11 protein-coding genes are annotated in these 12,022 nt (G+C 62.5%); 2 read left to right on the top strand and 9 right to left on the bottom strand.

Annotated features, from left to right (window positions below; all coding sequences use genetic code 11):
- Positions 1–47: 47 nt before the first annotated feature.
- Together AC1DZ5_RS14370 and AC1DZ5_RS14365 are read left to right on the top strand one after the other, a co-directional pair.
- The gene (locus AC1DZ5_RS14370) at positions 48–827 is read left to right on the top strand and encodes an SDR family NAD(P)-dependent oxidoreductase (RefSeq protein WP_477890162.1); all 780 of its coding nucleotides are present in this window, start codon (positions 48–50) and stop codon (positions 825–827) included.
- The gene (locus AC1DZ5_RS14365; protein ID WP_477890160.1) at positions 818–1,705 is read left to right on the top strand and encodes an SMP-30/gluconolactonase/LRE family protein; all 888 of its coding nucleotides are present in this window, start codon (positions 818–820) and stop codon (positions 1,703–1,705) included. Before AC1DZ5_RS14370 ends, AC1DZ5_RS14365 begins: the two co-directional genes overlap by 10 nt.
- Positions 1,706–1,711: 6 nt before the next feature.
- Here AC1DZ5_RS14365 and AC1DZ5_RS14360 read toward each other — a convergent pair whose 3' ends face one another.
- From AC1DZ5_RS14360 to trhA, 9 genes are all read right to left on the bottom strand, one after another.
- Positions 1,712–3,070, bottom strand: a complete 1,359-nt coding sequence (locus tag AC1DZ5_RS14360; protein ID WP_477890158.1) for an MATE family efflux transporter — start codon at positions 3,068–3,070, stop codon at positions 1,712–1,714.
- A gap of 33 nt (positions 3,071–3,103) precedes the next feature.
- Entirely contained in the window at positions 3,104–4,756 is a 1,653-nt protein-coding gene (locus AC1DZ5_RS14355) for an alpha-glucosidase family protein (RefSeq protein ID WP_477890156.1), read from the bottom strand.
- Positions 4,757–4,780: 24 nt separating this feature from the next.
- The gene (locus AC1DZ5_RS14350) at positions 4,781–5,953 is read right to left on the bottom strand and encodes a carbohydrate ABC transporter permease (RefSeq protein ID WP_477890154.1); all 1,173 of its coding nucleotides are present in this window, start codon (positions 5,951–5,953) and stop codon (positions 4,781–4,783) included.
- Positions 5,950–6,954, bottom strand: coding sequence for a carbohydrate ABC transporter permease (locus AC1DZ5_RS14345; protein WP_477890152.1), 1,005 nt, complete (start codon positions 6,952–6,954; stop codon positions 5,950–5,952). The genes AC1DZ5_RS14350 and AC1DZ5_RS14345 overlap by 4 nt, the downstream gene beginning before the upstream one ends.
- 102 nt (positions 6,955–7,056) lie before the next feature.
- Positions 7,057–8,364, bottom strand: a complete 1,308-nt coding sequence (locus AC1DZ5_RS14340) for an ABC transporter substrate-binding protein (protein WP_477890150.1) — start codon at positions 8,362–8,364, stop codon at positions 7,057–7,059.
- A 68-nt stretch (positions 8,365–8,432) separates the two neighbouring features.
- Positions 8,433–9,437, bottom strand: coding sequence for an ABC transporter ATP-binding protein (locus AC1DZ5_RS14335; RefSeq protein WP_477890148.1), 1,005 nt, complete (start codon positions 9,435–9,437; stop codon positions 8,433–8,435).
- 196 nt (positions 9,438–9,633) lie between these two features.
- A complete protein-coding gene (locus AC1DZ5_RS14330) occupies positions 9,634–9,957 on the bottom strand; it encodes an ATPase with chaperone activity (RefSeq protein WP_477890146.1) in 324 nt (107 codons plus the stop codon).
- Between the two features lie 81 nt (positions 9,958–10,038).
- Positions 10,039–11,286 (bottom strand): DEAD/DEAH box helicase, encoded by a 1,248-nt coding sequence (locus AC1DZ5_RS14325; protein ID WP_477890144.1) that lies wholly within the window; start codon positions 11,284–11,286, stop codon positions 10,039–10,041.
- 78 nt (positions 11,287–11,364) lie between these two features.
- The gene (gene trhA, locus AC1DZ5_RS14320) at positions 11,365–12,000 is read right to left on the bottom strand and encodes a PAQR family membrane homeostasis protein TrhA (protein WP_477890142.1); all 636 of its coding nucleotides are present in this window, start codon (positions 11,998–12,000) and stop codon (positions 11,365–11,367) included.
- Between the last annotated feature and the right edge of the window lie 22 nt (positions 12,001–12,022).

The raw sequence follows: 12,022 nt of genomic DNA, 5'->3' as shown, positions 1-12,022 counted from the left end.
GATTTAGGCATTCCCATTACAATTTGCAAGCAACTTCCCACCCTCCTATGCAAACCCCATCCCTTTCCACATTTGCGACCTACCCCAGCCTGGCTGGGCGCACGGTCTTTGTCACGGGCGGTAGCTCCGGCATTGGCGCGGACATCGTGATCGCCTACGCCCGCCAGGGTGCCCAAGTGGCCTTCACGGGCCGCAACGCCGAGTCGGCCGCACAGGTCATCGAAGCGGCGTCCGCGTTCGGCCCCGCCCCGCTGTTTTTGCAAAGCGATGCCGCCGACGTGGCGGCCCTGAAAGCCGCCATCGCCACCACGGCCGAGCGCTTTGGTGACATCAGCGTGCTGGTGAACAACGTGGCCAACGACCAGCGCCACGATCTGGCCGATGTAACGCCCGACGACTTTGACTGGCGCGTGGCCATCAACCTGCGCCCGGCCTTCTTTGCGGCGCAGTCCGTGGTCGAGGGCATGAAGCGTCTGGGCGGCGGTGCCATCGTGAACCTGGGATCCATCAGCTGGATGATCAAGGGCGCAGGCTACCCCGTATACGCCACCTGCAAGTCGGCTACCGTGGGCCTCTCGCGCAGCCTGGCGCGCGATCTGGGCAAGCTCAATATCCGCGTGAATACCCTGACGCCCGGCTGGATCATGACGGAGAAGCAGCTCACCATGTGGGTGGACGAAGCCGGTGAAAAAGCCATGGACGAGAACCAGTGCCTGCCCGGCCGCATTGTGGGCAGTGACGTGGCCAATATGGCTCTCTTCCTGTCGGCCGACGACAGCCGCATGGTGACAGCGCAAGACTTTGTGGTGGACGCCGGATGGACCTGAGCACGCCGACTATCCGCACCGTCTGGCCCGCCAACCTGCTGCTGGGCGAAGGCCCGATGTGGCATGCCGCCAGCCAACGTTTCTATTTTGTGGATGTGCATGGCAAGGCGTTGCATAGCTGGGACCCGCAAAGCGATACACGCCAAAGCTGGGCCATGCCCGAGCGCATTGGCTGGTTGATTCCGCGTACCGATGGCGACGGCTTCATGGCCGGCCTGCAATCGGGCTTTGTGCGCCTGTGGCTGGAACCCAGCTTGCGCATAGAACCCGTTGGCACGCCCCACCCCGGTGAACCGCTGGTGCGCCTGAACGACGGCAAGGCCGACTGCCTTGGCCGCATCTGGGCCGGATCCATGCGCAACGATGAGCCCGGGTTGCGCCAGGGCCGTTTGGCCCAGCTTGCGCCGTCGGGAGAGATCAGCGTGGTCGAAAGTGGCATCTACATTGCCAACGGACCGGCTATTGCGCACGACGGCAGCTGGATGCTGCACACCGACTCGTTCTTGAACACCGTCTACCGCTACGACCTCTCGCCCCAAGGCGTGCTGTCTGGCAAAACCGTGTGGAACAAGTTTGGCGGCGAAGAAGGTACACCCGACGGCATGACGCTGGACCGCGATGGCAATGTGTGGGTGGCGTTTTGGGGTGGCAGTTGCATACGACAATTTGCTCCCCAAGGCACCTTGCTGCGCACCATTGGGTTGCCAGCAACACAAATCACCAGCATGGCGTTTGGTGGCAAGAACCTGGACCAGTTGCTGGTGACCAGTGCCCGTGTGGGCCTGGACGATGCCACGCTAGAGCGTTACCCACTGGCAGGCAGCATCTTTGTACTGGAACCCGGTGTGCAAGGCGTGCTGCCCTGCACCTTTGGTTAGCGCGAACTACTCGCCGGCGCGCAAGCGTCGGCGGCTGTCGCGCGCGTTGGGCAACCAACCACGCCACAGCCAGCGGGCCAACAGCAGCAGACCGCGAATCCATTCGTCAATCGCATAGGCCATCCAGATGCCTGGCAGCCCGAACAGCCGGCCGAGCCAGAACGACCCCACCCCCAGTACCAACACCAGCGATGCCACGCTGGACGCAGCGGGGTACAGCGCATCGCCGGTTGCGCGCAGGGCGCCATTCAAGATCAGGTTGAACACGCGGCCGGTTTCCAGCAACAACGACAACCACAGCAGCGTTTGTGCCGCATGGATCACAGCCGGATCTTTGGTGAAGATGCGCATCAGCCAGGGCGCTCCCAGCGCCGCCAGCAAGGCCAGCGAGCCGGACGCCAGCAAGCCATTGCGCACGGCCTTGCGTACCAGCCCATTGGCCACGCGCAAGTCACCCGCCCCCACCAACCGGCCCACCATGATTTCGCAGGCCCAGCCAATCGCCATACTGGTGAGCAACACATATTTCAGGAGTTGCAAGGTGTAGGAGTGGGTGGCCAACGCGGTCACCCCCAGGCGTGCGGTCGCCGCAATGGACACCATGAAGGCGCCGCGGTAGGCCACCTCCACGCCCGCACCGGGTAGCCCCACACGCAGCACGGGCCACAGGTCTTTCCAGCCGGCCGACCACCAGTCTCGCCACCGGGGCACCAATTGCATACGGATGCGCCAGAACCACAAATGCATAACCAACCCTAGCGCGCGGCTGATCAGCATGGCAATGGCGTAGCCCTCCAGCCCCATGCCATCCCACTCGCCCCAATCGCGCATCAGCAGCGCGGCCAACAACAAATGGCTGCTGTGCATGACGACCATGACCTTAAGCGAATCCCTGGAGTGCAAGTGCGCGCGCAGCACCGAGGCCATGCTGAGGTTGTAGGCCTCCAGCATCAGCGCGGGCGCAAACCACTGTAGATAGGGTGCCGCCAACACCACGATCTGGTCCGGCGCGTTGAGCCAGTCCAGCACCAGGTCGTTGCCCGCCACCACAATGCACACCACCAAGGCCCCGGCCCACGTACTCGCGCCCAGCGCGAGCAAGGCCGCGCGACGTGCCGACGCATGCTGCTGGCCGCCCAGGTACTGCGTGACCACAACCCCCAGGCCAATGGCCAGCACGCGAAACACCACCAACAGGGTTTCCAGAATCTGGTTCACCAGGCCGAAGGCGCCGGCTGCGGCGTCCGAGGTGTGTGAGGCCAGCCACAGGCCGCCCATGGCCACACTCATGCCCAGTAAAAATTCGCCCAGCAAGGGGCCTGCGATCATGTTGAGGCGGGGGCGGTCGGGCACAGTCATAGCCATGGACCTTACCGCAAAGCGACCATCCTGCCTGGTTCAGCCCATGCGGTAGTAGGCACCACCCCAGGGTGCGAGTTGCAGCGTGTTGCCTGCGCGGGGCACAACGGCCAGACCGCTGCCGACTACTGCATTGGCGCCCACATAGGCAGCGGGAATGTCCCACTGCGCAACCGTGTCGCTAAAGTTGAAGACACACAGCAGCTGCGCACCGTCCAAGGCGCGCACAAAAGCCAGCACCTGTGGATGGGCCGGCAGCACGGTCAGCGTACCGCTCACCAGCGCAGGCTGGGTTTTGCGCCAACGCAGCAGCGCGCGGTAGAAGTGCAGCAAGGAACCCGTATCACGCTCCTGCACATCCACTGCCAGCGCGCGGTGTGGCTCGATCACCGGCAACCACGGGGCAGCCGGCTGGGCCACGCTGGAGAAGCCCAGATCGGCCGAGTCCTTGGCCCATGGGTGGGCGGTACGGCAACCGTCGCGGCCCTTGAACTCCGGCCACATGGTGATGCCGTAGGGGTCTTGCAAATCTTCGAACGCAATGTCGGCTTCGGGCAGGCCCAGCTCGTCACCCTGGTAAATGCAGGGCGAACCGCGCAAGCTCATTTGCAGTGCAGCGCCCAGGCGCAACAGATCGGGGTGGGCGGGCTCGTCAGCGCTGCCCCAGCGGCTGGCTACGCGCACCACGTCGTGGTTGGACAGTGCCCAGCAAGGCCAGCCCCCAGGTGCCACTTCTTCAAAGCGCTGCACAAAGCCGCGGAAGTGCGCCGCGCTGTGCGCGGTGCCCAGCAGGTCAAAGCAGTAGGCCATGTGCAGCTTGTCGCCACCACTGGTGTACTCGGCTACGCGGGCTAGGCCGTCGTCGTCGCCAATTTCGCCCACCATGGTGGTGTTGGGGTACTGGTCCAGCAGCGCGCGCAGTCGGCGCAGGAACACCAGGTTCTCGGGCTGGCTCTTGTCGTGTTGGTGCCACTGCCAGCCATAGGGGTTGACGGCATTGACGGCAGGGTCTTCACCATCGGGGCGACCACGCGGCGGGTTGCTGCGCAGCTGGGCGTCGTGGAAGTAGAAGTTGGCGGTGTCCAGGCGGTAGCCGTCCACGCCCAGGTCCAGCCAGAACTTGACCGTGTCCAACAGCGCCGCCTGCACCTGCGGGCTGTGGAAGTTCAGGTCCGGCTGGCTGGTCAGAAAGTTGTGCATGTAGTACTGGCAGCGGCGCGTGTCCCACTGCCAGGCACTACCGCCAAAGATGGAGAGCCAATTGTTGGGCGGCGTGCCATCACTTTGGGCGTCGGCCCACACGTACCAGTCAGCCTTGGGGTTGGTGAGGCTGGAGCGGCTCTCGACAAACCAGGGGTGCTGGTCCGAGCTGTGCGACAGCACCTGGTCGATCATGACCTTCAGGCCCAGCGCATGGGCACGGTCCACGAGCTTGCGGAAATCGGCCACGGTACCAAACATGGGGTCTACGTCGCAGTAGTCGCTCACGTCGTAGCCGAAGTCCTTCATCGGGCTCTTGAAGAAGGGCGAGAGCCAGATGCCGTCGGCGCCCAGGGCGGCCACGTAGTCCAGCTTGGCCGTGATGCCGTCCAGGTCACCAATGCCATCGCCGTTGCTGTCGGCAAAACTGCGGGGATAAATTTGATAAATGACGCCGCCGCGCCACCAATTGTCATTCGATGCTTTGGTCATACAAAAAACGAGAAGTAAAGAAAATTATTTAACGGAACCGGACAATAGGCCGCGCACAAAGAAGCGCTGCAGCGAGAAGAATACGGCTACCGGCACGGCGATGGACACAAAGGCGCTGGCCGTCAGGATTTCCCAGCTCTCGCCGCGGGAGCCCAGCAAGTCATTGAGTTTGATGGTCAGCACGATCTGGTCAGGCGCCTTGCCCAGGAACACCAGTGCGATCAGGAAGTCATTCCACACCCACAGGAACTGGAAGATGGCAAAACTGGCCAGCGCGGGGATCGACAGCGGCAACACGATGCCAATGAAGATCTGGAAGTGCGAGGCACCGTCCATGCGCGCGCTCTCGATGATGTCGCGCGGCAGCGAAGCAATGTAATTGCGCAGCAGGTAGATGGCCAATGGCAGACCAAAGGCTGAGTGCGCCAACCACACCCCCATGTACGATTTACTCTCCACACCCAGCGCCTCGCCCAACTGGTTGTACAGGCGCAGCAGCGGGATCAGCGACATTTGCAGCGGGACCACCAGCAAGCCCACCACCACCACGAACAGCCATTTGCGCCCCGGGAACTCCATCCAGCTGAAGGCATAGGCCGCAAAGGCTGCGATCAGGATAGGAATGAAGGTGGCCGGAATCGTGACCTTGAAGGTATTGAGGAAAGCCTGGCCCACGCCCTCGGACGCCACCACTTTTTCATAGTTCTGTGTCAGAAACACGGGGGGCGATTCGGCCACATAGAACACGCGTACACCGCGGTCCTTGTCGTAGTTCTGGCTTAGCTCCAGGCGGTAGCTGCCATCGGCCTGCACGGTCAGCGTGCCATCGGGTTGGCCGTCTTCTTCGTCAAACACCTGGCCGTCCGCCACCTCTGCCGCCGTGCCCACGGCAAACTCGCCGGGGTTACCCGACTTGAGGGAGAACTTCTTGATCTTGATACCCGACTGTTCAGGGAACAGGCGGCCGCTGATCACGAAGCGATCGCCTTCTTTGACCAGGCTTTGTGTGCCAGCCGTGCGGCGCATGTCGGCGCGGGTTTGGGTGGACAGGGCTGTCCACCAACCACTGGACACCAGCTGCTGTTTGTCGCGGAAACTGGAGACCAGCAAACCAAAGGTGGGTAGCACCCACAGCACCACGATAGCCAGCAACAAGAGCTGCGCGGCGATGGAGGGAAAGCTGAAGTATTTTTTCATCGCTGGGCCTCCTCGGTCCGGAACCGGCGGATATTGAACGCCATGACGGGCACTACCGCAAACATGAGCACCATGGCCAGCGTGGAGCTGCGGCCATAGTCGCCACCGCCTCGGAACATCCAGTCATACATCAAGTTGGCCAGCACGCTGGTGTCCCACTGGCCACCGGTCATGGCCATCACGATGTCAAACACCTTGAGCACGGTGATGGTGATGGTGGTCCACACCACGAGGATGGTGGACATGACCTGGGGCACCATGATTTCAAAGAATATCTGCAGCTCGCTGGCACCGTCGATACGGGCAGCTTCAATGGTTTCGTTGGGCACCCCGCGCAGCGCAGCCGACAAGATCACCATGGCAAAGCCGGTCTGGATCCAGATGAGGATGGCCATGAGGAAGAAGTTGTTCCAGAACGGCACGGTAACCCAGGCCTGCGGCTGGCCGCCCAGCCCCACGACGATGGCGTTCAGGATGCCGATCTGGTCAGACTCTGGCCCGCGGAAGTCGTAGACAAACTTCCAAATCACACTGGCGCCCACAAAACTGATGGCCATGGGCATGAACACCATGGACTTGGCAAAGCCACCCCACCACACGCGGTCCGCCAGCACGGCCACGATCAAACCCAAGCCCGTGGCGGCCGCAGGCACCACCACCAGCCACAGGAAGTTGTTGCGGATGGTGAGCAGGAAATTCTGGTCTACCAATACCCATTGGTAGTTGGCCAAACCGACGAACTGTTCGCCGGTGGCATCGAAAAAGCTGAGACGAAAAGTCTCGAACAGCGGATACAGCAGGTAAGTGCCGAGCAGCAGCAACGCCGGGGCCAAAAACAGCCAGGGCCGTATGCTGGAACGCACCCGCTCGCGCTGGTGCTTTTGCCCGAGCGGCAGGTGCACAATTTTGTCCAACAGAAAGTTGGAGCCAGCGAAGTACAGCAGGCAAAACGCAATGCTGACCACCACGGCGGTTATGGTCTGGAGGATTTGATCGGTCATGGGATCAACTCTTTTGCGTATCGTGAAAGGGTTTCAAAAGGGCCGGCAGCGCGGAGCTGCCGGCCTGAAGACGCGCCACCAGGGCCACGTCAGAGGAGATGCTTACTTGATCGCGTCCCAGCTCTTCTGGATTTCGTCTGCCACCTGCTGGGCCGTTTGACCACCCGAGTAGTTGACCATGCCCTTCCAGAAGCTGCCAGCACCCACGGCGCCAGGCATCAGGTCGGAGCCGTCAAAGCGGAAGGTGGTTGCATTGAGCAGAATCTCGCCTTGCTTCTTCTGGGCCTTGGTCTTGTACTTGTCCAGGTTCACACCCTTGTGCGGTGTCAGGAAGCCGGGGCCGTCCGCCATCCAGATTTCATGCGCTTGTGGGCTTTGCATGTAGTCCATGAAGGCGTGGGCGCCCTTGCTGTCCTTGGTGATGGTCAGGATCGTGCCGCCACCCAGAACCGGGTTACCGAGCTTCTTGCTGGCAAACGAGGGGAAGTAGAAGAAGTCTGCATCGTCCGCCTTGCCTTCAGGGAAGAACGCAGGGATGAAGGATGCCTGGCGGTGCATGTAGCACTTGGGAGGCGAACCGAACAGACCCTTGGGGCTGTCCTTGAAGCTCACAGTGGCCACGGCCTTGGCGCCGCCATCCACATAGGCGTCGTTCTTGGCAAACCAGCCGTAGGCTTCGATGGCCTCGACCACGCGCTTGTCGTTGAACTTGACCTTGTTGCTCACCCAGCCGTCATACACCTCAGGGGTTTGCGTGCGCAGCATGAAGTCTTCCACCCAGTCGGTGGCGGGCCAGCCGGTTGCCGCATCCGAACCCAGGCCGATACACCAGGCTTTGCCACCGTCAGAAGCGATCTTCTTGGTCAGGGACTGCAGATCTTCCATGGTCTTGGGCACTTTGTAGCCCTTTTCCTTGAAATTCTCAGGGATGTACCAGACCAGGCTCTTCACGTTCACGTTGTAGAACAGGCCGTAGAACTCTTTCTTGCCAGCCTTGTTGGCGTAGGTGCCCAGGTCTGCCCAGGAGGTGCCGGCAGCGTAGTTCTTCTTCACCCATTCTTTGGACTTGTCGCCCAGGGGAACCAGGCCACCGATGGCAGCCATGTTGGCGGCCAGACCGGGCTGGGGGAACACCGAGATGTTGGACGGCGAACCGGCCTTGATGTCGATCACGATTTGCTGCTCGGAGCTTTGGGAGCAGGAGTGCTTCACGGTGGCACCGGTGGCTTTTTCAAAGCCATCGATCACCTTCTGGAACGACACCTCTTCGGCGCCCGTCCAGGGGCAGGTGATGGTGACTACTTCACCCTTCAGATTGGGGCCTTTGTAGTCGGCAGCGGCCATGGCCGGGCTGACCAGCGAGCCCAGTACCAGGGCAGACGCTCCGGCAATTACGGTTTTCTTGAACATCGTCTCTTCTCCTCTTGGTGCGCCACGGCCCATCCGCGGTGCTTTAAAAATTCAGGGGTGGCACGGCGTCAGTCGACGCGCCGGCCCTCGGCGTTGAAGCGGTACAGGTGCTCGGGCGCAAAGCCCAGCTCAATGGTCTTGCCCGGCTCCAGTGCCAGCGTGCCGTCCATGCGTGCGGTGATGTCGCCATGCGCGCCGGCGGTCACGTAGGCAAAGGTCTCATTCCCCAGCTGCTCGGAGTGCTTGAGCGTGCCCTGGATGGGGCCGCCGACCTGCACCTTCAAGTGCTCGGGGCGCAGGCCCACGGTGGCCACGTTGTGGCGCGCGGCAAATTCGCCGCCAATCAGGTTCATCTGCGGCGAGCCAATGAAGCTGGCCACAAACAGGCTGGCAGGCTTGTTGTAAAGCTCCAGCGGGCGGCCAACCTGCTCGACCCGCCCCTTGTTGAGCACCACGATCTTGTCGGCCAGCGTCATGGCCTCGACCTGGTCGTGTGTCACGTACACCATGGTGGCACCCAGGCGGCGGTGCAGTGTAGCCAGCTCCACGCGCATCTTGGTGCGCAGGGCAGCGTCCAGATTGGACAAGGGTTCATCAAACAAAAACACCTTGGGGTCACGCACGATGGCACGGCCAATGGCCACGCGCTGTCGCTGGCCGCCCGACAGGGCTTTGGGCAGGCGGTCCAGGTATTCGGTGAGCTGCAGGATCTCGGAGGCTTCGCGCACCCGGCGCTCAATCTCGGCCTTGGGCGTTTTGGCAATCTTCAGGGCGAAGGCCATGTTGTCGTACACGGTCTTGTGGGGGTAGAGCGCATAACTCTGGAACACCATGGCCACGCCGCGCTCGGACGGGCCGAGTTCATTGACGCGTACGCCACCGATGTTCAGGTCGCCGCCAGAGATCTCTTCCAGACCCGCAATCATGCGCAACAGGGTGGTCTTGCCGCAGCCCGAGGGGCCCACAAACACGGTGAACTCGCCCGGCTCGATATCCAAATCGATGCCGTGGATGACATCCGCTTTCCCGTAGTTTTTAACGATTCCGCGTAAACGGACATCGGACTGACTCATATGCATGCTCCTTGCGGTTGACCTGCGGCGCCTCGCCACGCAGCAGAATGTAACCAGATTACAAGGGCATTAGCTCAGGGAAAACCCTTGAAATTTTCGTTTCCACTCTGTTTCCAAAACCGATTTTGTCCAATGAGGTACTCAAAGCACCTTTTGATACAAATTTCCTAGGAGAAGTAATCGAGTTACTAGCTGGTTACCTGTTTTCGGTAACCCAGAGAGGCAAGGCCCAGTCCAGCAGCTCGGCCAGACGGCTCACAACCCACTGCGCTTCTGCGGGCGTTACGACGGCGGCTTCGCCCAGCAAACCCTGGTGGCAGCGCGTCAGCACATCCCCTTCGGCCAGCCCCAGGCCGAACTCCATGTCGCGCGCCGTGGTGGTCAGCAGGTTGGCCAGGTCTTCGCACAGCTCGTAGCGCTGGGCCACCTCATGCCACGGGGTGTGCAGGCGGTTGCGGCGGCTGTCGGTGTAGAGCGCGAGGAAGCTCTGCGGGATCTCGATTTGGTAGTCGTCAGACATGGGCGTTGGCAGGAGAAATCAGCACAAATAAGGCTCTAGCCCGCGTATCCATTGCGCTAGAAGCTCCTATTTTTATAGCATTTAACCGAGCGGCGGCAGCAACCCTGCGGCACGCAGCTTGTCTTTCTTGCTGGGCCGCAGACCCTTGATACCGCCACCCGCGGTGTCGCCCCGCGCGTCGCTGGCGCGCGGCGCGGGCTCAAAGCCTGCCACCTGCTCGCGCGGCACCAGCTTGCGGTGGCGCTTCTCGATGAGGCGGAAATGCGCCTCCATGTCTGCGGTGATGAAGCTCACCGCCAGCCCACTGGCACCCGCGCGCGCGGTGCGGCCAATGCGGTGGGTGTAGTCGGTGGCCGAGCGCGGCAAGTCAAAGTTCACCACCACCGGCAGGTCGCTGATGTCGATGCCGCGTGCGGCCACATCCGTGGCCACCACCACCTGGAGGGTCGAGGCCTTGAAGTCCATCAGCACCTGGGTGCGTTTGCCCTGGCTCAGCTGGGCATGGAAGGGTTCGGCCAGCAGACCGGCGCGGCGCAGCTTGTCGGCCACCATCTCGGCGGCGTATTTGGTCGCCACAAACACCAGCACCCGGCTCCAGCCCTGGTCGGCAATCAGGTGGCGCAGCAGTTGGGTGCGTTGGCTGGCATCCACCTGGATGGCGCGCTGGGCGATGTCGGGCAGCTCGCCCTCTTCGGCCACCACATTCACCTCCACCGGGCTGTGCAGGTTGGCCTGCGCCATGGCGCGCACTGCGGCAGGAAAGGTGGCCGAATACAACAGGCTTTGGTGGCGCACTGGCAGCAGGCCGCGAATGCGATCGAGCTCCTGCGCGAAGCCCAGGTCCAGCAGGCGGTCGGCCTCGTCCAGCACCAGGGTCTGCACGCCGCCCAGGGTCAACGCGCGGTGGTCCACCACGTCCAGCAAGCGGCCCGGCGTGGCCACCACGATGTCGGTACCACCCCGCAGGCCCATAAGCTGCGGATTGATGGAGACACCACCAAACAGCACCGTCACGCGCGCCGCCTGGCCGGCATGCTGGGCCAGGGTGCGCAGCGTGTCACCCACTTGGGTAGCCAGCTCGCGCGTGGGCACCACCACCAATGCGGTGGCTTGGCGGGGCTTGTGCGTCGAGCGGTTGGCCAACTGCGCCAAGAGCACCATGGCGTAGGCGGCGGTTTTGCCGGAGCCGGTTTGCGCGCAGGCCAGCACGTCTTGCCCGCCCAGGGCCACGGACACGGTCTGGGCCTGCACGGGGGTGGGCAACACAAAGCCCTGCAGCACCATGGCATGCGCCAGTGCGGGGGAAATACCGAGGTCAGAAAAAGGCATGGCGTGGAGAGCCCGGTGGGCAGTAGGCAAAGGAAAGAAGAAAGAGACGGGTCAGGAGCGGGCCGGGCAGCACAGGGCTCAGCCGGCGTAGCCCATCACGGCAACGCAGTGGCAGCCGGTGCCCAGCGCCACAAAGCCATGCCAGATGGCATGTGCGTAGCGGATGCGCGAATCGAGCACGAAAAACACCACGCCCAGCGTGTAGGCCAGGCCACCGGCCACCAGCCAAGCCAAACCTTGCAGCGGCACGCGCTCTACCAGGGGCACGGCAGCAATCAGCACCAGCCAGCCCATGGAAAGGTACAGGCCAGTAGACATCCATGGATGCTCGAGCTTGTCGGTGGACTTGAGGATGACGCCGACGACGGCCAATGCCCATACCAGGCCAAACAGGGTCCAGCCCCAGGCGCCGTACAACGCGCCCAGCGCGAACGGGGTGTAGCTGCCGGCAATAAACAGGAAGATGGCGCAGTAATCCAGCTTGAGGAACACCCGCTTGGCGCGCCCGTTGGGCAGTGCGTGGTACAGCGTAGAGGTGAAGTAGAGCACCACCATCGTCACGGCAAACACGACGGCCCCAACCTGACTGGCCGTGCCGAGATCGCGCGCGGCCGCAATCAGAAAGGGCGCAGCACCGATGGCAGCCAGCAGCGCCAGCCCGTGGCTGACACTGTTGGCGATTTCTTCACCCAGGCTTTGGAGTCGTGCGGTCATACCCCGATTGTCGCAGCTTGGG

Source organism: Rhodoferax sp. P1_F3 (assembly GCF_056405715.1).
This window is presented reverse-complemented; position numbering and strand designations above follow the sequence as displayed.

What these genes read in the sequence shown, in the direction of transcription:
- AC1DZ5_RS14330 (WP_477890146.1), bottom strand. Translation starts at nt 9,957, where the DNA reads ATGTCTGACGACTACCAAATCGAGATCCCGCAGAGCTTCCTCGCGCTC.
- AC1DZ5_RS14335 (WP_477890148.1), bottom strand. Translation starts at nt 9,437, where the DNA reads ATGAGTCAGTCCGATGTCCGTTTACGCGGAATCGTTAAAAACTACGGG.
- AC1DZ5_RS14360 (WP_477890158.1), bottom strand. Translation starts at nt 3,070, where the DNA reads ATGGCTATGACTGTGCCCGACCGCCCCCGCCTCAACATGATCGCAGGC.
- trhA (WP_477890142.1), bottom strand. Translation starts at nt 12,000, where the DNA reads ATGACCGCACGACTCCAAAGCCTGGGTGAAGAAATCGCCAACAGTGTC.
- AC1DZ5_RS14370 (WP_477890162.1), top strand. Translation starts at nt 48, where the DNA reads ATGCAAACCCCATCCCTTTCCACATTTGCGACCTACCCCAGCCTGGCT.
- AC1DZ5_RS14355 (WP_477890156.1), bottom strand. Translation starts at nt 4,756, where the DNA reads ATGACCAAAGCATCGAATGACAATTGGTGGCGCGGCGGCGTCATTTAT.
- AC1DZ5_RS14350 (WP_477890154.1), bottom strand. Translation starts at nt 5,953, where the DNA reads ATGAAAAAATACTTCAGCTTTCCCTCCATCGCCGCGCAGCTCTTGTTG.
- AC1DZ5_RS14340 (WP_477890150.1), bottom strand. Translation starts at nt 8,364, where the DNA reads ATGTTCAAGAAAACCGTAATTGCCGGAGCGTCTGCCCTGGTACTGGGC.
- AC1DZ5_RS14325 (WP_477890144.1), bottom strand. Translation starts at nt 11,286, where the DNA reads ATGCCTTTTTCTGACCTCGGTATTTCCCCCGCACTGGCGCATGCCATG.
- AC1DZ5_RS14365 (WP_477890160.1), top strand. Translation starts at nt 818, where the DNA reads ATGGACCTGAGCACGCCGACTATCCGCACCGTCTGGCCCGCCAACCTG.
- AC1DZ5_RS14345 (WP_477890152.1), bottom strand. Translation starts at nt 6,954, where the DNA reads ATGACCGATCAAATCCTCCAGACCATAACCGCCGTGGTGGTCAGCATT.